This window comes from Shewanella sediminis HAW-EB3 (assembly GCF_000018025.1).
Lineage (GTDB): Bacteria > Pseudomonadota > Gammaproteobacteria > Enterobacterales > Shewanellaceae > Shewanella > Shewanella sediminis.
In genome coordinates, this window is the sequence record NC_009831.1 from 5288579 (window position 1) to 5310000 (window position 21422).

General features: G+C 45.4%; 14 protein-coding genes, 4 tRNA genes, 2 rRNA genes and 1 pseudogene (1 of these 21 cut by a window edge). 2 read left to right on the forward strand and 19 right to left on the reverse strand.

The window, feature by feature from the left end; translation table 11 throughout:
• Positions 1 to 66 precede the first annotated feature (66 nt).
• From rpsG to rpoB, 4 genes are all read right to left on the reverse strand, one after another.
• Positions 67 to 537, reverse strand: coding sequence for a 30S ribosomal protein S7 (gene rpsG / locus SSED_RS22525; RefSeq protein WP_012144652.1), 471 nt, complete (start codon positions 535 to 537; stop codon positions 67 to 69).
• A gap of 80 nt (positions 538 to 617) precedes the next feature.
• Positions 618 to 992, reverse strand: coding sequence for a 30S ribosomal protein S12 (gene rpsL / locus SSED_RS22530; RefSeq protein ID WP_012144653.1), 375 nt, complete (start codon positions 990 to 992; stop codon positions 618 to 620).
• 190 nt (positions 993 to 1182) lie between these two features.
• Positions 1183 to 5400 carry a DNA-directed RNA polymerase subunit beta' gene (rpoC, locus tag SSED_RS22535; RefSeq protein WP_012144654.1) on the reverse strand — a complete coding sequence of 1406 codons (4218 nt, stop codon included), beginning with the start codon at positions 5398 to 5400 and terminating at the stop codon, positions 1183 to 1185.
• A gap of 80 nt (positions 5401 to 5480) precedes the next feature.
• On the reverse strand, positions 5481 to 9512 hold the full coding sequence (gene rpoB / locus SSED_RS22540; RefSeq protein WP_012144655.1) for a DNA-directed RNA polymerase subunit beta: 4032 nt from the start codon (positions 9510 to 9512) through the stop codon (positions 5481 to 5483).
• Between the two features lie 45 nt (positions 9513 to 9557).
• Between rpoB and SSED_RS24890 the strand changes: the two genes are divergently transcribed.
• Positions 9558 to 9698, forward strand: coding sequence for a hypothetical protein (locus SSED_RS24890; RefSeq protein ID WP_185817696.1), 141 nt, complete (start codon positions 9558 to 9560; stop codon positions 9696 to 9698).
• Between the two features lie 52 nt (positions 9699 to 9750).
• On the opposite strand, the gene rplL is transcribed toward SSED_RS24890, so the two are convergent.
• From rplL to SSED_RS22590, 10 genes and pseudogenes are all read right to left on the reverse strand, one after another.
• Positions 9751 to 10119, reverse strand: a complete 369-nt coding sequence (rplL, locus tag SSED_RS22545) for a 50S ribosomal protein L7/L12 (RefSeq protein WP_012144656.1) — start codon at positions 10117 to 10119, stop codon at positions 9751 to 9753.
• A gap of 46 nt (positions 10120 to 10165) precedes the next feature.
• Positions 10166 to 10666, reverse strand: a complete 501-nt coding sequence (gene rplJ, locus SSED_RS22550; protein ID WP_012144657.1) for a 50S ribosomal protein L10 — start codon at positions 10664 to 10666, stop codon at positions 10166 to 10168.
• A 264-nt stretch (positions 10667 to 10930) separates the two neighbouring features.
• Positions 10931 to 11632, reverse strand: a complete 702-nt coding sequence (rplA, locus tag SSED_RS22555; RefSeq protein ID WP_012144658.1) for a 50S ribosomal protein L1 — start codon at positions 11630 to 11632, stop codon at positions 10931 to 10933.
• Positions 11633 to 11636: 4 nt separating this feature from the next.
• On the reverse strand, positions 11637 to 12065 hold the full coding sequence (gene rplK / locus SSED_RS22560) for a 50S ribosomal protein L11 (RefSeq protein ID WP_012144659.1): 429 nt from the start codon (positions 12063 to 12065) through the stop codon (positions 11637 to 11639).
• Between the two features lie 124 nt (positions 12066 to 12189).
• Positions 12190 to 12741, reverse strand: coding sequence for a transcription termination/antitermination protein NusG (gene nusG / locus SSED_RS22565; RefSeq protein WP_012144660.1), 552 nt, complete (start codon positions 12739 to 12741; stop codon positions 12190 to 12192).
• A 9-nt stretch (positions 12742 to 12750) separates the two neighbouring features.
• A complete protein-coding gene (secE, locus tag SSED_RS22570) occupies positions 12751 to 13122 on the reverse strand; it encodes a preprotein translocase subunit SecE (RefSeq protein WP_012144661.1) in 372 nt (123 codons plus the stop codon).
• Between the two features lie 262 nt (positions 13123 to 13384).
• Positions 13385 to 14568 (reverse strand): annotated as a pseudogene (tuf, locus tag SSED_RS22575) (elongation factor Tu).
• Between the two features lie 191 nt (positions 14569 to 14759).
• Positions 14760 to 14833 (reverse strand) — tRNA-Gly (locus SSED_RS22580).
• Between the two features lie 35 nt (positions 14834 to 14868).
• Positions 14869 to 14953 (reverse strand) — tRNA-Tyr (locus SSED_RS22585).
• A 7-nt stretch (positions 14954 to 14960) separates the two neighbouring features.
• Positions 14961 to 15036, reverse strand: a tRNA-Thr gene (locus SSED_RS22590).
• Between the two features lie 230 nt (positions 15037 to 15266).
• Between SSED_RS22590 and coaA the strand changes: the two genes are divergently transcribed.
• Entirely contained in the window at positions 15267 to 16217 is a 951-nt protein-coding gene (coaA, locus tag SSED_RS22595) for a type I pantothenate kinase (protein WP_012144662.1), read from the forward strand.
• A gap of 16 nt (positions 16218 to 16233) precedes the next feature.
• Here coaA and birA read toward each other — a convergent pair whose 3' ends face one another.
• From birA to SSED_RS22620, 5 genes are all read right to left on the reverse strand, one after another.
• Positions 16234 to 17196, reverse strand: coding sequence for a bifunctional biotin--[acetyl-CoA-carboxylase] ligase/biotin operon repressor BirA (gene birA / locus SSED_RS22600; protein WP_012144663.1), 963 nt, complete (start codon positions 17194 to 17196; stop codon positions 16234 to 16236).
• Positions 17189 to 18223: a UDP-N-acetylmuramate dehydrogenase gene (gene murB / locus SSED_RS22605; protein WP_012144664.1), complete on the reverse strand. Its 1035-nt coding sequence runs from the start codon at positions 18221 to 18223 to the stop codon at positions 17189 to 17191. Before murB ends, birA begins: the two co-directional genes overlap by 8 nt.
• 522 nt (positions 18224 to 18745) lie before the next feature.
• Positions 18746 to 18822: transfer RNA gene (locus tag SSED_RS22610), tRNA-Asp, on the reverse strand.
• A 104-nt stretch (positions 18823 to 18926) separates the two neighbouring features.
• A 5S ribosomal RNA gene (gene rrf / locus SSED_RS22615) occupies positions 18927 to 19042 on the reverse strand.
• 138 nt (positions 19043 to 19180) lie between these two features.
• Positions 19181 to 21422 (reverse strand): 23S ribosomal RNA (locus SSED_RS22620); it runs 654 nt beyond the window's last position.

The window sequence follows — 21422 nt, forward strand, 5'->3', positions numbered from 1 at the left end:
CTCTTAACTAAGGCAAATGCCTTAGAGATGTAGAATATGGAGCTGGCAAATGCCAGCTCCATCAGATTACCAGCGGTAATGAGCAAACGCTTTGTTTGCTTCTGCCATACGATGCACGTCTTCGCGCTTCTTAACAGCAGTACCTTTGTTATCTGAAGCGTCTAGCAATTCACCGGCTAGACGTAGAGCCATAGATTTTTCACCACGCTTACGTGCAGCTTCAACTAACCAACGCATGCCCAGTGCATTACGACGTACTGGACGTACTTCACATGGTACTTGGTAAGTAGAACCACCAACACGACGAGATTTAACCTCGACCGATGGGCGAACATTTTCAAGTGCTGCTTCAAGGATCACTAAATGATCTTCGCTTTTCTTTTCAGAAGCGGTATCAAGTGCCTTGTAGATAATCTTTTCTGCAGTCGACTTTTTGCCGTCCTGCATAATGACGTTGATGAACTTAGCCAACAACTCACTATTAAACTTTGGATCTGGTAGGATTTTACGTTGTCCTACAACGCGACGTCTTGGCATAACAATTTCTCCGTATGCTTCAGGGACCCCAAAACTGGAATCTCAATATAATCTAGCTTGGCCTTACTTAACGGAAAACGTTAAGACTTAGGACGCTTAGCTCCGTACTTAGAACGACCTTGACGACGTTCACTTACGCCAGCACAGTCTAAAGCGCCACGAACAGTGTGGTAACGCACACCAGGTAAGTCTTTAACACGACCACCACGGATTAGGATTACACTGTGTTCCTGCAGGTTGTGGCCTTCACCGCCGATGTACGAAGTAACTTCGAAACCGTTAGTTAGACGCACACGAGCTACTTTACGTAGTGCAGAGTTAGGTTTTTTTGGTGTGGTTGTATATACGCGAGTACAAACACCACGTTTTTGTGGACACGCATCCAACGCAGGCACATTAGTCTTGTCGACTTTTGGCGCGCGTGGCTTACGTACCAACTGGTTTACAGTTGCCATGTATAGCTCCGAATCAGTTGATAAACTCAACAGTAAGGTGTGAAAAATCTATATCCCACAGGTGTGGGACGCGAAATTTTAGAAAGGTAATGCCATTCTGTCAAGAAATAGACAACTTTTAACCGATAATAAGTAAAAAAAAGGCGCCAAAGGCGCCTTTTTAACATCCTATTTACGTTTTAGCACGAAATTAATCTGAACTTCCGGCAAGATTTAGAAGATCTGCCAGGTTCTGTTCCGCTTCACTTGCGCTAATTGCAGGTGCCGCTTCGGTAGTTGTACCGGCTGCAGCTGCTGCATTACGTTTCTGGTGATATGAATAACCAGTACCCGCAGGGATAAGACGACCAACAATCACGTTCTCTTTAAGACCGCGTAGCTTATCACTCTTACCGCCTACTGCCGCTTCGGTCAGTACGCGTGTCGTTTCCTGGAACGATGCTGCAGAGATAAATGACTCTGTAGCCAGAGACGCCTTGGTAATACCAAGAAGCTCACGTTCGAATGTTGCAGGTTGCTTGCCTTGCGCTTCAAGTTCGCGGTTTGCGATCTTAACACGAGACACTTCAGCCTGTTCACCAGCAAGGAACTGACTATCACCAGCGTTAGTGATTTCACACTTACGAAGCATCTGGCGAATAATCACTTCGATATGCTTATCGTTAATCTTTACGCCCTGTAGACGATATACGTCTTGAACTTCATTAACGATGTAGTTAGCAACCTTATGAATGCCACGTAGACGCAAGATGTCATGTGCTGCTTCAGCACCATCAGCAATAACCTCACCGCGTTCGACTTTTTCACCTTCGAACACATTCAGGTTACGCCACTTAGGAATCATCTCTTCATAAGCTTCGCTACCATCAGCAGGCGTGATCACAAGACGACGCTTACCTTTAGTCTCTTTACCAAACGAGATAGTACCTGAGTACTCAGCAAGAATAGCTGGCTCTTTTGGCTTACGCGCTTCGAACAAGTCGGCAACGCGAGGTAGACCACCGGTAATATCACGGGTCTTTGACGATTCTTGCGGAATACGTGCTAATGCATCACCAACGTTAATTGGTGCATTATCATCTTGATTCACAATCGCGTTAGCTGGTAAGAAGTATTGCGCAGGAACCTCTGTTCCTGGGATCATCAAGTCGTTGCCATCGGCACCAACCAGACGAATCGCTGGACGCATCTCTTTACCGGCAGTAGGACGTTGACCCACTTCCATAACCACGATTGAAGAAAGACCTGTCAGCTCATCTGTTTGACGTGTCATAGTGACGCCATCAAGCATATCAACGAACTTAATACTACCCGCTACTTCAGAAATAATTGGGTGAGTATGTGGATCCCAGTTAGCGATGATTTCGCCAGCCGCTACAGACGCTTCTTCAAGCTTTTCCAGAATAGTACCGTATGGCACCTTGTAACGCTCTTTCTCACGACCAAGTTCGTCAATAATGGCGATCTCAGAAGAACGAGAAACGATAACTAACTTGCCTTCGCTGTTAGTCACGTGCTTAGCATTATGCAGCTTAACAGTACCAGCGTTCTTAACTTGAACGTTGTTTTCAGCAGAAGCTCGAGACGCCGCACCACCAATGTGGAAGGTACGCATCGTTAGCTGTGTTCCTGGCTCACCAATTGACTGAGCAGCAACAACACCGATTGCTTCACCTTGGTTAATGATATGACCACGAGCCAAATCACGACCATAACAGGCTTTACAAACACCAAAGTCTGTATCACAGCTGATAACTGAACGAACGATCATCTCATCGACTGAATGTTCTTCCAACAAGTCACACCAAGCTTCATCAAGCAGAGTGTTACGAGGTGCAAGTACCTTCTCAGTACCTGGATACATCACATCGATAGCAACAACACGACCAAGTACACGCTCACGCAATGGCTCAACAACATCACCACCCTCGATGAGAGGCTTCATTGTCAGACCTTCGAAGGTGCCACAGTCATCTTCGATAACTACAAGATCCTGTGCAACGTCTACAAGACGACGAGTCAAGTAACCCGAGTTAGCTGTCTTAAGTGCCGTATCGGCAAGACCCTTACGCGCACCGTGAGTAGAGATAAAGTACTGAGATACGTTTAGACCTTCACGGAAGTTAGCTACAATCGGTGTTTCGATGATTGAGCCATCCGGCTTAGCCATCAGACCACGCATACCCGCTAACTGACGAATCTGTGCAGCACTACCACGAGCGCCCGAGTCTGCCATCATATAGATGCTGTTGAATGACTCTTGCTTCTCAGGCACACCTTCACGGTTAATCACTGTCTCAGAAGACAGGTTTTCCATCATGGCCTTAGAGACTTTCTCGTTCGCACTTGCCCAGATATCGATGACCTTGTTATAGCGCTCACCGGCGGTAACCAGACCCGATTGGAACTGCTCTTGAATTTCAAGAACTTCAGCCTCGGCATCGGCAACCAGAGTGTACTTCTCATCTGGAATAACCATATCATTGATACCTACAGAGGCACCCGATACAGTCGCATAATGGAAACCGGCATACATCAATTGATCTGCAAAGATAACGGTATCTTTAAGACCTAGTTGACGGTAACAAGTGTTCAACAGCTTAGAGATCTGCTTTTTGCCCATGTTCTGGTTAACCAGATCATATGACAACCCTTTCGGCAGAATGCGAGAAAGCAGTGCACGACCAACCGTTGTATCAACGATACGACGAGATTCTGAACGCTCACCATTTTCATCGATATTAGTTTCAGTGATACGTACTTTTACGCGAGCATGGATTGCTGCGAACTTAGTACGGTAAGCCTTTTCGACTTCATCGACTGATTCAAACACCATGCCTTCGCCTTTGCCGTTAACGCACTCACGGCTGGTGTAATACAGACCTAATACAACGTCCTGTGACGGTGTGATAACCGGCTCGCCGTTTGCTGGCGAAAGGATGTTGTTGGTTGACATCATAAGCGAACGTGCTTCTAGCTGAGCTTCCAGCGTTAGCGGCACGTGTACAGCCATTTGGTCACCATCGAAGTCGGCGTTGTAGGCCGCACAAACCAAAGGATGAAGCTGAATAGCTTTACCTTCAATCAATACAGGCTCAAACGCTTGAATACCCAGTCTGTGCAGTGTTGGCGCACGGTTGAGCATTACAGGGTGTTCACGAATAACATCGTCAAGAACATCCCAAACTTCAGGTACTTCACGCTCAACCATCTTCTTAGCAGCTTTAATCGTAGTAGCAAGACCACGACCTTCTAGCTTGCCATAGATGAAAGGCTTAAATAGCTCGAGTGCCATCTTCTTAGGAAGACCACACTGATGTAAGCGAAGTGTTGGACCTACGGTAATTACCGAACGACCAGAATAATCCACACGCTTACCTAGCAAGTTCTGACGGAAACGACCTTGCTTACCTTTGATCATATCGGCCAAAGATTTAAGCGGACGCTTGTTAGAACCCGTAATTGCACGACCACGACGACCGTTATCTAATAGCGCATCGACAGATTCTTGCAACATACGCTTTTCGTTACGTACGATGATATCTGGCGCAGCTAGATCTAACAGACGCTTAAGACGGTTGTTACGGTTGATCACACGACGATAAAGATCGTTCAGATCAGACGTAGCAAAACGACCGCCATCCAGTGGAACTAGTGGACGTAGATCTGGTGGAAGAACCGGCAAGACTTTAAGGATCATCCACTCAGGCTTGTTGCCCGATTGGAAGAATGCCTCAACAAGCTTAAGACGCTTAGTGATCTTCTTACGACGAGTCTCAGAGTTGATTGATGGCAACTCTTCGCGCATCATCTCAATCTCTTTTTCAAGCTCGATAGCGCGTAGCAATTCTAGAACTGCTTCAGCACCCATCTTGGCTTCAAACTCATCACCGTACTCTTCGAGTGCATCCAGGTAGTTTTCTTCTGTCAACATCTGGCCGCGCTCAAGGCTGGTCATGCCAGGCTCGATTACAACGAAAGATTCGAAGTAAAGAACGCGTTCGATGTCACGCAGAGTCATATCCAGCATCAAACCGATACGAGACGGCAGTGACTTCAAGAACCAGATATGGGCTACTGGGCTAGCGAGATCGATGTGACCCATACGCTCACGACGTACTTTAGTCTGTGTAACTTCAACGCCACACTTTTCACAGATCACACCACGGTGCTTAAGACGCTTATACTTACCGCATAAACATTCGTAATCTTTTACTGGACCAAAAATACGCGCACAGAATAAGCCTTCACGCTCAGGCTTAAAGGTACGGTAGTTAATGGTTTCTGGCTTCTTAACTTCACCAAATGACCAAGAACGGATTAGATCTGGCGACGCTAGGCCAATCTTAATGCCGTTAAACTCTTCGGTCTTGCTTTGCTGTTTCAGAAACTTTAATAAGTCTTTCACGTTTCTCTCCTGAAGGAGTTAAACCGGGTGCCCCGTTTGAGCGGAGCACCAATTTATTGCCAAACTAGATAAACCTAGATTTAGTCTTGATCCAACTCGATATTAATACCGAGTGAACGGATCTCCTTCAATAGTACATTGAAGGACTCTGGCATACCTGGTTGCATCTGGTGGTTACCGTCGACAATGTTTTTATACATATGAGTACGACCGTTAACGTCATCAGATTTAACAGTGAGCATTTCCTGAAGCGTATATGCGGCACCGTATGCTTCTAGTGCCCAAACTTCCATCTCACCGAAACGCTGACCACCAAACTGAGCTTTACCACCCAATGGTTGCTGAGTAACAAGACTGTATGAACCCGTAGAACGAGCATGCATCTTATCGTCAACCAAGTGGTTCAGCTTAAGCATATACATGTAACCTACAGTTACCTGACGCTCAAACTCATCACCCGTACGACCATCAAACAAACGGCGCTGTCCAGAAGTTGGAAGACCAGCAAGTGCCAGCATTTCCTTAATTTCTTTCTCTTTTGCACCATCGAATGCAGGCGTAGCAGTTGGGACACCACCCTTAAGGTTCTTAGCAAGACGCAATACTTCATCATCGGTAAACGAATCGATGTCGACGCGCTGCTGCACTTCTTCACCTAACTCATATACTTCTTTGATGTAGCCACGAAGCTCTGCTAGTTCGCGTTGCTCTTCCAGCATAGCAGTGATGCGATCACCGATACCTTTAGCAGCAGCACCCATGTGCACCTCTAGAACCTGACCGATGTTCATACGAGATGGTACACCTAGTGGGTTCAGAACGATGTCGATTGGGTTACCGTTCTCATCGTAAGGCATGTCTTCAACAGGGTTAATCTTAGAGATAACACCCTTGTTACCGTGACGACCAGCCATCTTATCACCAGGCTGGATAGTACGTTTAACTGCAAGGTAAACCTTAACAATCTTAAGTACGCCAGGTGCTAAATCATCACCTTGAGTGATCTTACGACGCTTAATTTCAAACTTCTTATCGAAATCTGCTTTTAGTTCGTCATGCTGTTCGGCAAGTTGTTCAAGTTCAGTTTGCTTAGCTTCATCGTCGATGGTTTGAACCAATAACTGTGAGCGTGGAATAGTCGCTAACTGATCTTCGGTAAAGCCTGCATTCAGTAGAAGATTACGGGCACGTCCATAAACACCCTCTTCGAGGATCTGGAACTCTTCGCTCAAATCTTTCTTAGCCTGACCGACATGCATCTCTTCAATTTCAACAGCACGCTTATCTTTCTCAACGCCGTCACGGGTAAATACCTGGACGTCGATGATAGTACCTTTAACTGAGTTAGGTACGCGAAGTGAACTGTCTTTAACGTCAGAGGCCTTCTCACCGAAAATAGCACGGAGTAGTTTCTCTTCTGGAGTCAGTTGAGTTTCACCCTTAGGTGTTACCTTACCAACTAGGATGTCACCACCCTTAACTTCAGCACCGATGTAAACGATACCTGATTCATCCAGCTTAGAAAGCGCAGACTCACCAACGTTTGGAATATCGGCTGTGATCTCTTCACTACCTAGCTTAGTATCACGAGCGATACATGAAAGCTCCTGAATATGGATAGTCGTGAAACGATCTTCCATAGCTACACGCTCAGAGATAAGGATTGAATCCTCGAAGTTGTAACCATTCCAAGGCATGAACGCGATACGCATGTTCTGACCAAGAGCCAAATCACCTAAATCGGTAGATGGGCCATCGGCTAAAACGTCACCACGAACAACCGGATCACCCATCGAACAACAAGGACGTTGGTTAATACAGGTGTTCTGGTTAGAACGCGTGTATTTAGTCAAGTTGTAGATGTCGATACCAGCTTCACCAGGAGTAAGCTCAGATTCGTTAACCTTAACAACGATACGGCTAGCGTCGACATAATCGACATAACCGCCACGTTTAGCAGCAACAACAACACCTGAATCTACTGCCAATGTACGCTCAATACCTGTACCGACTAATGGCTTATCAGCTTTTAGTGTTGGTACGGCTTGACGTTGCATGTTCGCACCCATCAAGGCACGGTTAGCATCATCGTGTTCTAGGAACGGAATCAGTGACGCTGCAACTGAAATGATCTGCTGCGGCGATACATCCATATATTGAATGTCACCAGCACCCATAAAGGTTGAATCACCTTTATGACGACAAGCGATGAGCTCGTCCATCATGCGACCGTCAGCATCTAAGTCGACGATAGCCTGTGCGATAACATAACGACCTTCTTCGATCGCTGACAGGTAATCGACCTGATCAGTCACAACACCATCAATAACCTTGCGGTAAGGTGTTTCAAGGAAGCCGTAAGAGTTTGTACGTGCAAAACTTGCTAACGAGTTAATTAGACCAATGTTTGGACCTTCAGGGGTCTCAATTGGACATAAACGACCGTAGTGAGTTGGGTGTACATCTCGAACTTCGAAACCAGCACGTTCACGAGTCAAACCACCTGGACCAAGAGCCGAAATACGGCGCTTGTGAGTCACTTCTGAAAGTGGGTTGTTTTGATCCATAAACTGAGACAGTTGTGAAGATCCGAAGAACTCCTTAACTGCTGCAGAGATTGGCTTAGCGTTGATCAAATCTTGAGGCATTAGCTCGTTAAGATCACCAAGGCTTAAACGCTCACGTACGGCACGTTCAACACGAACTAGACCTACACGGAATTGGTTTTCAGCCATTTCACCAACACTACGGATACGACGGTTACCCAAGTGATCGATATCATCAACTTCATCATTACCATTACGGATAGTGATGATGTTTTTCATAACAGCAACGATATCTTCCTTAGATAGGATGCCTGTACCTTCGTCGTCATCAATGCTTAAACGACGGTTGAACTTCATACGACCAACTTTAGATAGGTCATAACGCTCTTCACTGAAGAACAAGTTCTGGAATAGGGCTTCGGCAGCATCTTTGGTTGGTGGCTCACCAGGACGCATCATACGGTAGATCTCAACTAATGCTTCTAAGCGGTTAGTCGTAGAATCGATACGTAGCGTATCTGACATGTAAGCACCGTTATCAAGCTCGTTGATATACAGTGTGCTTATCTCTTTAATGCCAGCCAGTGATAATTTAGCTAGATCTTCAAGGCTTATCTCAGCGTTCGCTGAAACTAACACTTCACCCGTATCCGGATCGATGTAATCCTGACCAGAGATCTTACCAGAGATGTAATCAACCGGTACTTCAAGTTCTGTAGTATTAGTCTTTTCTAGCTGACGAATATGACGTGCAGTAATACGACGTCCTTTCTCAACAAGAATGCTACCTTCAGAATCTTTGATATCGTAGCTAGCAGTCTCACCACGTAGGCGCTCTGCAACTAGATCCATCACTAATGAATCTTTCTTGATCTTAAAATTAACGCGATCGAAGAACAGATCCAAAATATCCTGAGTAGAATAGTCTAATGCACGTAAAATGATAGAAGCCGCTAGTTTACGACGACGGTCAATACGAACAAACAGAGCATCTTTAGGATCGAATTCAAAATCTAACCAAGAACCACGGTAAGGAATAATACGTGCGTTATAAAGCACCTTACCAGATGAGTGGGTCTTGCCGCGGTCATGATCGAAGAAAACACCAGGTGAACGGTGTAACTGAGATACAATAACACGCTCAGTACCATTGATAACAAAGGTACCGTTGTCAGTCATCATGGGAATATCACCCATGTAGACTTCTTGTTCTTTAATGTCTTTAACTGTGCCAGGTGCCGCTTCACGGTCATACAACACCATACGCAATTTAACGCGCAGTGGTGCGGAATATGTAACACCGCGAATTTGACACTCTTTCACATCAAAAACAGGCTCACCTAACTTATAGCTAACATACTGTAGCTCTGAGTTACCAGAAAAGCTTTTGATGGGAAAAACGCTACGGAAAGCGGCCTCAAAACCACGCTCACCGGTAGGATCTTGATCGGTGAACTTCTTGAATGAGTCCAACTGTATAGACAAAAGATAAGGAATATCCAAAACTTGTGGACGTTTACCAAAGTCTTTGCGAATACGCTTCTTTTCAGAATAGGAGTAAACCATGGGTTTCCTCTGATTGCGAGATGTGACCAAGACTGAACCAATCATTTGATTGAAACAGCACGTTTGCCCATCACCGTTGATGGCAAGAACCTAACCAGTAATCTCTGTCAGGAACTGCATAATCTGGCGACAAACGGTGAAAAAAAAATCGCCTACGCTTACAGCGCAAAAAAGGCCGACGGTTAAAAAACCGCCAGCCTTCACCCGATTACTCGGGCTTAGTAAGTTAAATTATAACTTACTTGATCTCTACAGAAGCACCAGCTTCTTCAAGGTCAGTCTTAAGAGCTTCAGCTTCTTCTTTAGTGATAGCTTCTTTAACTGCTACTGGAGCAGATTCAGCCATAGCTTTAGCTTCTTTCAGGCCAAGACCTGTAGCGCCACGAAGAGCTTTAATTACTTTAACTTTGTTCTCACCGAATGAAGTCATCATGACGTCAAATTCAGTTTGCTCAGCAGCAGCAGCACCGCCTTCAGCACCGCCAGCAACAACAGCAGCAGCGGCAGATACGCCGAACTTCTCTTCCATTGCTTCGATTAGTGCAACAACTTCCATTACAGACATTTCTGCAACAGCGTTTAAGATATCGTCTTTAGTGATAGACATAACAAAAAATTCCTATTGTTCTGAATTTAAGCGGCTAAGTATAAACTTAAGCTGCTTCTTCTTTTTGATCGCGAAGGGCGGCCAGTGTACGTACCAGCTTGCCAGCAGATGCTTCTTTCATTGTCATCATCAACTGAGCTATTGCTTCGTCGTATGTTGGCAGTTTCGCTAAGCGATCTATATCGGCTGCAGGGATTAATTCCCCTTCAAAGGCTGCTGCTTTAATTGCAAATTTCTCTTGGTCAGCGGCGAAATCTTTAAGAAGACGCGCTGCAGCACCTGGGTGCTCGTTAGAGAATGCAATTAAAGTAGGACCAGTAAACGTCTCGTTAAGGCACTCAAAATCAGTACCTTCAACAGCGCGCTTAACTAGAGTGTTACGTACAACTCTGATGTACACTCCTGCTTCGCGAGCTGCTTTACGCAGACCGGTCATTTCACCTACAGTTACACCGCGTGAATCGGCAACAACTGCAGATAAAGCACCTTTGGCAGCTTCGTTGACTTCAGCAACAATCGCTTGTTTGTCTTCGAGTCTTAATGCCATTGGCTTTACTCCTGGATTCTATCTAGGGAAATCCCTAGCAATTACCATGCTAACCAAATTCATGGTTAACGACTTACGGTGCGTATATCCAGCAGAACAAAATCTATCTGGGGTCCGACACCGTCTACGTAGGAAATTAAGTTAACTTTATAGTCGACACCTACGGTCTTGGACGGAAGCCTATACATTTACCCAAAAGGTTAAATGATAGGCCCCAACCCACAAAGTGCGCGCATTATAGACTAATGTGCGAGCTTTGTAAAATTACTTAGCGTCGTCCAGAGTACTCTGGTCAACAGCAACACCTGCACCCATAGTGGTAGAGATGCTAACTTTCTTCAAGAAAACACCTTTAGCTGCAGCAGGCTTAGCTTTCACTAGTGCTCCAATCAGTGCTTCCAAGTTTTCTTTAATTTGAGCAGCTTCGAAGTCCACTTTACCGATAGTAGTGTGGATGATACCGTTCTTATCAGTACGGTAGCGAACCTGACCAGCTTTCGCATTCTTAACAGCTTCAGCAACGTTTGGTGTTACAGTGCCAGTCTTAGGGTTAGGCATTAGACCACGTGGGCCTAAGATTTGACCTAGCTGACCAACTACGCGCATTGCATCAGGAGAAGCAATAACTACGTCGAAGTTCATTTCACCAGCTTTAACTTGTGCAGCAAGCTCGTCCATTCCGACAAGTTCTGCACCAGCAGCAGTAGCAGCTTCAGCGTTAGCGCCTTGTGTAAACACAGCAACGCGAACGTCACGACCTGTACCGTGTGGTAGCACTGTAGCGCCACGAACGTTTTGGTCAGATTTACGTGGGTCAACACCTAGGTTAACCGCTACATCAACACTCTCAACGAACTTAGCAGTAGCTAGTTCCTTAAGTAGTGCAACAGCTTCATTGATGTCGTAGTTTTTAGTTACTTCTACTTTTTCGCGAATCAAGCGAGCGCGTTTAGTTAGCTTTGCCATTATATTAATCCTCTACTACCAAACCCATTGAACGCGCAGTACCTTCAATTGAGCGAGTCATCGCTTCAATATCAGCACCAGTCATATCAGTAGCTTTAGTTTCAGCAATTTCCTGAACAGCGCTACGCTTGATAGTTCCCACTTTTTCAGTGTTAGGACGACCTGAACCTGATTTCAGACCTGCTGCTTTAAGCAGTAGGAAAGATGCAGGTGGCGTCTTAGTTTCAAAAGTGAAAGAGCGATCAGTATATACAGTGATAACAACTGGAATTGGCATGCCTTTCTCGAACTTTTCAGTACGAGCATTGAATGCTTTACAGAATTCCATGATGTTAACACCTTTCTGACCCAATGCAGGGCCGACTGGTGGCGACGGGTTTGCAGCACCGGCTGCTACTTGTAGTTTGATGTAACCATCAACTTTCTTAGCCATGAGTATTTCCTCAGTATGGGTTCAAACGCCACCGACAACATGCCAGTTAGCTCCCCGAAAATAATGGGTGCGGATTTTACAACAAATCAGCACCCAGTCCAAATACTTTTTGTATTTAAATTAATCAGCTTTTTTCGATCTGACCGAAGTCTAGCTCAACCGGAGTCGAACGACCGAAGATCATGACAGAAACCTTAACGCGGTTCTTCTCATAATCGACCTCTTCAACGGTACCATTGAAGTCAGCAAATGGGCCGTCAGTAACACGAACGACTTCACCAGGCTCAAACATAACGCGATGAGTCGGAGACTCAACAGTCTCTTCAAGACGCTGAAGGATCGCGTCAGCTTCTTTGTCAGAGATTGGAGCAGGACGATCTGAAGTACCACCGATGAAGCCCATCACACGTGGGATGCTCTTCACCAGATGCCAACTTTCGTCATTCATTTCCATCTGGACTAATACATAGCCCGGGAAGAATTTACGCTCACTCTTACGGCGCTGACCGGCTCTCATCTCGACGACTTCTTCAGTCGGAACAAGAATTTCGCCAAAGTAGTGTTCCATGTTGTGCATCTGAATGTATTCATTCAGAGTCTTAAGCACACGACCTTCATAACCAGAAAATGCCTGGACTACATACCATCTTTTTTTAGCTTCAGTTGCTTCAGTCATACGAAGTGCCTATACGCCTGTAATAAAATTGACAATTCTCAGCAATACTGCGTCCATACCCCAAAGGATCAACGCAAGAATACCGGTCGCGGCTAATACAATAAATGTTGTATTAAGCGCTTCTTGACGCGTAGGCCAAACTACCTTACGTACTTCAATTTGTGCTTCACGAGCAAAAGCAAGCGCTTGCTTACCTTTCTCAGTTTGAAGCGCAATAAATCCTGCAATAACGAAAGCTACTACTACACCTATTGCACGAACCAACACACTGGTTTCGCTATACATCTGATTGCCGATAATGGCGGCAGCCAATAAGATAACGACTAGGGCCCACTTTACAATATCCAGAGAGTTACCCTGGCTTTCAGTATTTGTTGTCATCGGTTAATTCCGTTACTCACTACGACCTGAGCTTGTGATCGGCTGTTTGAATTTCTGCAAATTCATCAACCCATTAAAATCCAACTTGCTACTCTAAACACCTAACGTAAGCTCAGAGGGTCAAAAATCGGCCATAGATTGTATTCTTATTCCGGCTACGAAGCAAGAACACTAGCGACCTTGGATCAACATAGCATATAAAAAAACAAAAAAAGGAAGCCGAAGCTTCCTTTTCTTTAGTGTCTTCTCAGATTAGTCGCTATTAAGCAACAATCTCAGCTACAACACCAGCACCTACTGTACGGCCACCTTCACGGATAGCGAAGCGTAAACCTTCGTCCATCGCGATTGGGCAGATTAGTGTAACAGTCATAGCAACGTTGTCACCAGGCATTACCATCTCAACGCCTTCTGGCAATTCGATAGTACCGGTTACGTCAGTTGTACGGAAGTAGAACTGTGGACGGTAGCCTTTGAAGAATGGAGTGTGACGTCCACCTTCTTCTTTTGACAGAACGTAGATTTCTGACTTGAAAGTTGTGTGTGGAGTGATTGAACCAGGAGCAGCAAGAACCTGACCACGCTCAACATCTTCACGCTTAGTACCACGTAGAAGAACACCACAGTTCTCGCCAGCACGACCTTCGTCAAGAAGCTTACGGAACATTTCAACACCAGTACAAGTAGTCTTAGTTGTATCTTTGATACCAACGATTTCTACTTCTTCACCAACTTTGATGATACCGCGCTCTACACGACCGGTAACAACTGTACCACGGCCTGAGATTGAGAAAACATCTTCGATTGGAAGAATGAATGCACCATCGATAGCACGCTCTGGCTCTGGAATGTAAGTATCTAGAGCTTCAGCAAGCTCAAGGATCTTAGCTTCCCACTCTGGCTCGCCTTCAAGGGCTTTAAGCGCAGAACCTTGGATAACTGGTAGGTCATCACCTGGGAAATCATATTCAGAAAGAAGTTCACGAACTTCCATTTCTACAAGCTCAAGAAGCTCTTCATCGTCAACCATGTCACATTTGTTCATGAATACGATAATGAATGGTACGCCAACCTGACGTGAAAGCAGGATGTGCTCACGTGTTTGTGGCATTGGACCATCTGTAGAAGCAACTACTAGAATCGCACCGTCCATCTGTGCAGCACCAGTGATCATGTTTTAACATAATCGGCGTGACCAGGACAATCTACGTGTGCGTAGTGACGTGCAGGAGTGTCATATTCGATGTGAGAAGTATTAATTGTAATACCGCGCTCACGCTCTTCTGGAGCGTTATCGATCTGTGCGAAATCTTTAACTTCACCACCGTAAGTCTTCGTTAAAACTGAAGAGATAGCAGCAGTTAGAGTTGTTTTACCATGGTCAACGTGACCGATGGTACCCACGTTTACATGTGGTTTATTACGTTCAAATTTTTCTTTAGCCATGGTATTGCCCCAATCAGATATCTTGGTGATGAAACCTACATATAACAAAAAATCCGATGCATAAATGTCATCGAATCAATTATTGTTGTCTGTAATTAGGATGTTTGAAAGTGGCTGGCACTGAAGGGCAGAATCTTTGAACCTAACCCTTTAGGGCGTGCTCATCAAGTCAGAGCACTGTCAGCGAAAATTGGAGCGGATGGCGGGAATCGAACCCGCGTTATCAGCTTGGAAGGCTGGAGTAATACCATTATACGACATCCGCGCAACCTACTTCAGGTTACCTAACTACCTAGAAAATGGTGGAGGGAGAAGGATTCGAACCTTCGAAGGCTGAGCCGTCAGATTTACAATCTGATCCCTTTGGCCACTCGGGAACCCCTCCAGAGAAATGGTGCCGGCACCAAGAGTCGAACTCGGGACCTACTGATTACAAGTCAGTTGCTCTACCAACTGAGCTATGCCGGCGTGTCATTTCGGTAGCGGATATTATGGAAATGTCGGCCGGAGTGCAATAGCTAAATCGAAAAAAAATGAAAAAAAGCATTAATATCTGCTTTTTCGGTTACAAAAACAGCTTTGCGTTTATTTTTACAGCACACGAACCAAGTCTATATAAACATCTCGCTGAAAGTCAGCTTTAATATTGTTCGAGATAATTTGTTAGTGTACTGTGCCTCCTCACAGGGAGAAAACCAATGACATCCGAAAATTCAATTCACAATGCACTATATCTGGGATTCAACAGATCACAGTGGGCAGAATTAAGGGAATCGGTACCTCTAACACTCAACGAGCCTGAACTTGCTGATCTTAGAGGTATAAATGAGAAACTGTCTTTGACTGAGGTCACCGATATCTATCTCCCACTCAGCCGTTTACTCAACCTAATTGTGGGTGCAAAGCAAAAACGAGGTTTAGTACTCAACGAGTTCTTAGGTCGAAAGCCCCCCAAGCGCCCTTACATTATAAGTATCGCTGGCAGTGTTGCGGTTGGTAAGAGCACGACTGCTCGTATTCTTCAGGCACTACTCAGCCAGTGGCCTGAGCACCCAAGAGTCGATCTCGTCACCACCGATGGATTCCTTTATCCGCTAGCTGAACTCAAGCGTCGCGGTTTATTGCAGAGAAAAGGCTTCCCTGAAAGTTACGATATGAAGATGCTGGTTGAATTCATTTCCAATGTCAAAGCGGGAAATGAACACGTCAAATCGCCACTTTATTCGCATATCAGCTACGACCGAATTAAAAGTGATTACCAAGCCATTGAACAGCCAGATATCCTAATCATAGAGGGATTGAATGTTTTACAATCGGGACAGGATTCGGCGGTAGGAATTCAACAACCGTTCGTATCAGATTTTGTCGACTTCTCTATCTATGTCGATGCAGAGGAACAATTACTGAAGAAATGGTATATCGACCGATTTTTACAATTTCGTGGTGGTGCTTTCAGTGATGAAAAGTCTTATTTTCATCACTATTCAAACTTGGCCGATAACGAAGCAAAAACAATTGCTGCCAATATTTGGGACAGTATTAACGGACCCAATTTAAAATTAAACATCGAGCCCACTCGCGATCGTGCACATCTGATCCTGCAAAAAGGATACGATCACTTAATGAGTCAAGTTTTATTGCGAAAGTAATAAATTGCCAGAAGCGCTAGACAGCGCTTCTTAGACTGATTTCACCGCCAACAAAGGCTTCTAACCCATTATTTGTATCGAGCAGAATAGCTCCAGTCTCATCGATTCCGCGACAGATACCAAGCACTTGATTTTCTCCCATCAATAACTTGACCTCTTTACCATAAAAGATATCTATCTCTTGCCACCTTGGTAAGAAGACTTTCATACCATGAGATTCGAATTCGATCAGGTCTTGATGTAGTTGTTTCTGTAGGGCCACCATCAAATCTGTCTTATTCAGACTTGGGTTCTGAAGTGACAAGTCACTCCATGGTTGATCAATCTTCTCACCCTGAGCTTCAGACATCGAAACATTTATCCCGATCCCTATGACCAAGTGACAATGGCTATCCGCCTGCCCATTCATCTCTATCAATACGCCGGCAAGTTTCCTTTCATTAAGGTAGATGTCATTAGGCCACTTGACACCTAGGCCCTCGATTTTGAAGGACTCCAATGTCTTTACTAAAGAACAGGCAACGACAAGACTTAAGCCCGCCGCCTGCGCCATTCCTTGAGATAAGTTCCAGTACATTGAACAATAAAGGTGGCATCCATAGGGAGAAACCCAAGTTCTTCCACGTCTTCCTCTGCCGGCCGATTGATATTCTGTTACACAGATATCACCAGAGTTAAGCTCATCGACGTTCTTAAGGAAAAATGCATTAGTGCTCGAGATTTCATCGAAATAAAAACAACGTTGATTAATTGCTGATGTTAATTTCTTTTCATCTATGAGTGAAATAGTATTAGCAAGTTTGTAGCCCTTACCTTTAACACTATAGATTTCGACGCCGTACTCTTCTAACGCGGAAATGTGTTTACCAATCGCAGTTCTTGATATTCCAGCTTGCTTGGCCAAGACCTCACCAGACACAAAGCCTCCGGAGTTAAGCGTCGCTATGATGGCGCGTTTTCTTTCCCATTGTTCAATCATCAATTAACTCCTTTTCTCCATAAGCTCCTATGACTCTAGGTTCGGCTTCTAGAGTCACACCAAATTGTATTTTAATTGTCTCTATAACTTTTAATGCGAGCTTAAGAATATCTTTACCGCTAGCCTGCCCTCGATTAATTAATACCAAAGCTTGTTGCTCATGAACAGCCGCATCACCAACAGATGCCCCCTTTAAGCCGGCATTATCAATTAACCAGCCTGCCGCTAATTTGACAAAACCATCAGGCAAAGGATAACCAACAAGCGACGGGTGTTTTCCAATCAACTCTTGGAATTTCGAAAACGAGATAATGGGGTTTTTAAAAAAACTACCTGCATTTCCTATCAGCCTTGGATCGGGAAGTTTTTCATTACGGGTACTGCAGATACAGTCAAAGATCTCCTTAGGGGTAACACCTGTGTTTTCAAAGCGCTTTAGAGGACCATATGACAGGTTAGGTCGCCATTTTTTGGCTAACTTAATTCCGACACCTGTGATAACTGAAATCCCCTTTAAAGCCCCCTTAAAAATGGATTCACGATAACCAAACTGACACTCTTCCTGCTTATAACGTGTTAATGCACCATCACGAAGATCGAGAAATTCAACCCAGTCGCAGACATCCATAAATTCGACTCCATAAGCACCGATATTTTGAATTGGAGCTGCCCCGACTGTCCCAGGGATCAATGCCAGATTTTCGAGCCCTGGCATCGCTGTAGCTAAACAGTACTCAACTAATTGATGCCACTCTTCACCGGCTTCCACACTTAGATAGTAAAACTCGTCATCTTCATGACACACGATTCCTTTCGAACAAACCTGAACAACGGTACCCAGATAGTTTTCAGTTAACAAAATATTACTGCCGCCACCCAATACCAAATAAGGCTTATCCTCGGCAAAAAGCTTTGAGCATATTCTTATTAGTTCACTTTTCGTCTCTACCGATATCAATTCACTACAGGCGTAGTCGACACCGAACGTATTATAGGGTTTTAACGAGTAATTAGGTTTAACTGACATAGTCTGTGGTTTTATGGCAAAAGAGGTATTGTAGCGTATTTAGAGTAAGGAAAATAATCACCAGGTCGATTCACAAATATCAAATTACCTGTGCACTTACTTGAAGTCATAAAATTGAACACTCTTTATAGCTTAAGCGGTACTAAAAAGTACTCTAAAACTAATCTCACGAAGATCATAGACGGTCCAGAGTGCTGGCTCATTTATTTGCCACAAACGAGAAAAACCTAACATTGATGTTAAGGCTTATCGTAATGTTGGTCGGTGAATGTGATGTAGTCATGGGCTTATCAGCGTGAGTCATGGATAACGAGCCGGGATCTTAAGCAGGGATACTGTTGGACGTGCTCTTATCAAAAGCCACCCCGGATAAATATGCGTAATCATGTGCTTATAAACGAGAGGCATGGATGCCGAACTGGGCTGTTAAGCATTGATGCTGTTGGACGGGACGGCCGCGACATCTTTAATTCCTAAACGAAAAAAGCCTCTGCATTGCTGCAGAGGCTTTCGTCTTTGTGTTGGCGGAGCGGACGGGACTCGAACCCGCGACCCCCGGCGTGACAGGCCGGTATTCTAACCAACTGAACTACCGCTCCTTTAGCAAATTGCCGAAGCATTTCACTAAATTCTTTATAGTCTCTGATATGTCACTATCAGTAGACTTTGTCTTCACTTTCTAGAAAGTGAAAACTAAATAGGCGCCTGGAAATGACCTACTCTCACATGGGGAGACCCCACACTACCATCGGCGCGATTGCGTTTCACTTCTGAGTTCGGGATGGGATCAGGTGGGGCCACAATGCTATGGTTTCCAGACTAATTTGGTAAAATTTAGAAAGCTGTCTATCTAGAATCTTCTAAATAGCTCTTAAATAAGTTGAGTCACACTAAAATCAAGTACTGTATTCTTTTGAAGTAATCACACTAGCTTCATACAAAACCCATATGGGTTGTATGGTTAAGCCTCACGAGTCATTAGTACAGGTTAGCTCAACGCCTCACAACGCTTACACACCCTGCCTATCAACGTCCTAGTCTCGAACGGCTCTTTAGAGGAATTAAATTCCTAGGGATGACTCATCTTAGGACTCGCTTCCCGCTTAGATGCTTTCAGCGGTTATCGATTCCGAACGTAGCTACCGGGCAATGCTATTGGCATAACAACCCGAACACCAGCGGTTCGTCCACTCCGGTCCTCTCGTACTAGGAGCAGCTTCCTTCAATCATCCAACGCCCACGGCAGATAGGGACCGAACTGTCTCACGACGTTCTGAACCCAGCTCGCGTACCACTTTAAATGGCGAACAGCCATACCCTTGGGACCGACTTCAGCCCCAGGATGTGATGAGCCGACATCGAGGTGCCAAACACCGCCGTCGATATGAACTCTTGGGCGGTATCAGCCTGTTATCCCCGGCGTACCTTTTATCCGTTGAGCGATGGCCCTTCCATTCAGAACCACCGGATCACTATGACCTACTTTCGTACCTGCTCGACGTGTATGTCTCGCAGTTAAGCTGGCTTATGCCATTGCACTAACCGTACGATGTCCGACCGTACTTAGCCAACCTTCGTGCTCCTCCGTTACTCTTTGGGAGGAGACCGCCCCAGTCAAACTACCCACCAGGCACTGTCCTCAATCCCGATTCAGGGACCTGAGTTAGAACATCAAAGCTACAAGGGTGGTATTTCAAGGTTGACTCCAACAGAACTAGCGTCCCATCTTCAAAGTCTCCCACCTATCCTACACATGTAGGTTCAATGTTCAGTGCCAAGCTATAGTAAAGGTGCACGGGGTCTTTCCGTCTAGCCGCGGGTATACGGCATCTTCACCGCAATTTCAACTTCACTGAGTCTCGGCTGGAGACAGCGTGGCCATCATTACGCCATTCGTGCAGGTCGGAACTTACCCGACAAGGAATTTCGCTACCTTAGGACCGTTATAGTTACGGCCGCCGTTTACCGGGGCTTCGATCATGAGCTTCTCCGAAGATAACCCAATCAATTAACCTTCCGGCACCGGGCAGGCGTCATACCGTATACTTCCTCTTGCGAGTTTGCACAGTACTGTGTTTTTGATAAACAGTTGCAGCCACCTGGTATCTGCGACTCCCAACAGCTTAGAGAGCAAGTCTCATCACCGTCGGGAGCGTACCTTCTCCCGAAGTTACGGTACCATTTTGCCTAGTTCCTTCAGCCGAGTTCTCTCAAGCGCCTTGGTATTCTCTACCCAACCACCTGTGTCGGTTTGGGGTACGATTCCTGCTAACCTGAAGCTTAGAAGATTTTCCTGGAAGCATGGCATCAACTACTTCAGTCCCTTAGGACCTCGTCATCAACTCTCAGCCTTAATGTTCACCCGGATTTGCCTAAGTGAACAGCCTACAGTCTTAAACGCGGACAACCAACGCCGCGCTAGCCTAGCCTTCTCCGTCTCTCCATCGCAGTTAGCAGAAGTACGGGAATATTAACCCGTTTCCCATCGACTACGCCTTTCGGCCTCGCCTTAGGGGTCGACTCACCCTGCCCTGATTAACATTGGACAGGAACCCTTGGTCTTTCGGCGAGGGAGTTTTTCACTCCCTTTATCGTTACTCATGTCAGCATTCGCACTTCTGATACCTCCAGCGTGGGTTACCCCTTCGCCTTCAACGGCTTACAGAACGCTCCTCTACCGCTTGCTAGTAAACTAGCAAACCCATAGCTTCGGTGTATTGCTTAGCCCCGTTAAATCTTCCGCGCAGGCCGACTCGACTAGTGAGCTATTACGCTTTCTTTAAATGATGGCTGCTTCTAAGCCAACATCCTAGCTGTCTAAGCCTTCCCACATCGTTTCCCACTTAGCAATAACTTTGGGACCTTAGCTGATGGTCTGGGTTGTTTCCCTTTTCACGACGGACGTTAGCACCCGCCGTGTGTCTCCCGTATAGTACTCATTGGTATTCGGAGTTTGCAAAGGGTTGGTAAGTCGGGATGACCCCCTAGCCTTAACAGTGCTCTACCCCCAATGGTATTCGTACGAGGCGCTACCTAAATAGCTTTCGAGGAGAACCAGATATCTCCCGGTTTGATTGGCCTTTCACCCCCATCCACAAGTCATCCGCTCATTTTTCAACATAAGTCGGTTCGGTCCTCCAGTTGATGTTACTCAACCTTCAACCTGCCCATGGATAGATCACCGGGTTTCGGGTCTACA

Excerpts from the sequence above, each read along its gene's own strand:
- rplL (WP_012144656.1), bottom strand. The coding sequence starts at position 10,119 with ATGTCTATCACTAAAGACGATATCTTAAACGCTGTTGCAGAAATGTCT.
- rplA (WP_012144658.1), bottom strand. The coding sequence starts at position 11,632 with ATGGCAAAGCTAACTAAACGCGCTCGCTTGATTCGCGAAAAAGTAGAA.
- coaA (WP_012144662.1), top strand. The coding sequence starts at position 15,267 with ATGACATCCGAAAATTCAATTCACAATGCACTATATCTGGGATTCAAC.
- secE (WP_012144661.1), bottom strand. The coding sequence starts at position 13,122 with ATGACAACAAATACTGAAAGCCAGGGTAACTCTCTGGATATTGTAAAG.
- rplJ (WP_012144657.1), bottom strand. The coding sequence starts at position 10,666 with ATGGCATTAAGACTCGAAGACAAACAAGCGATTGTTGCTGAAGTCAAC.
- murB (WP_012144664.1), bottom strand. The coding sequence starts at position 18,223 with ATGTCAGTTAAACCTAATTACTCGTTAAAACCCTATAATACGTTCGGT.
- rplK (WP_012144659.1), bottom strand. The coding sequence starts at position 12,065 with ATGGCTAAGAAAGTTGATGGTTACATCAAACTACAAGTAGCAGCCGGT.
- nusG (WP_012144660.1), bottom strand. The coding sequence starts at position 12,741 with ATGACTGAAGCAACTGAAGCTAAAAAAAGATGGTATGTAGTCCAGGCA.
- rpsL (WP_012144653.1), bottom strand. The coding sequence starts at position 992 with ATGGCAACTGTAAACCAGTTGGTACGTAAGCCACGCGCGCCAAAAGTC.
- birA (WP_012144663.1), bottom strand. The coding sequence starts at position 17,196 with ATGATTGAACAATGGGAAAGAAAACGCGCCATCATAGCGACGCTTAAC.
- rpoB (WP_012144655.1), bottom strand. The coding sequence starts at position 9,512 with ATGGTTTACTCCTATTCTGAAAAGAAGCGTATTCGCAAAGACTTTGGT.
- rpsG (WP_012144652.1), bottom strand. The coding sequence starts at position 537 with ATGCCAAGACGTCGCGTTGTAGGACAACGTAAAATCCTACCAGATCCA.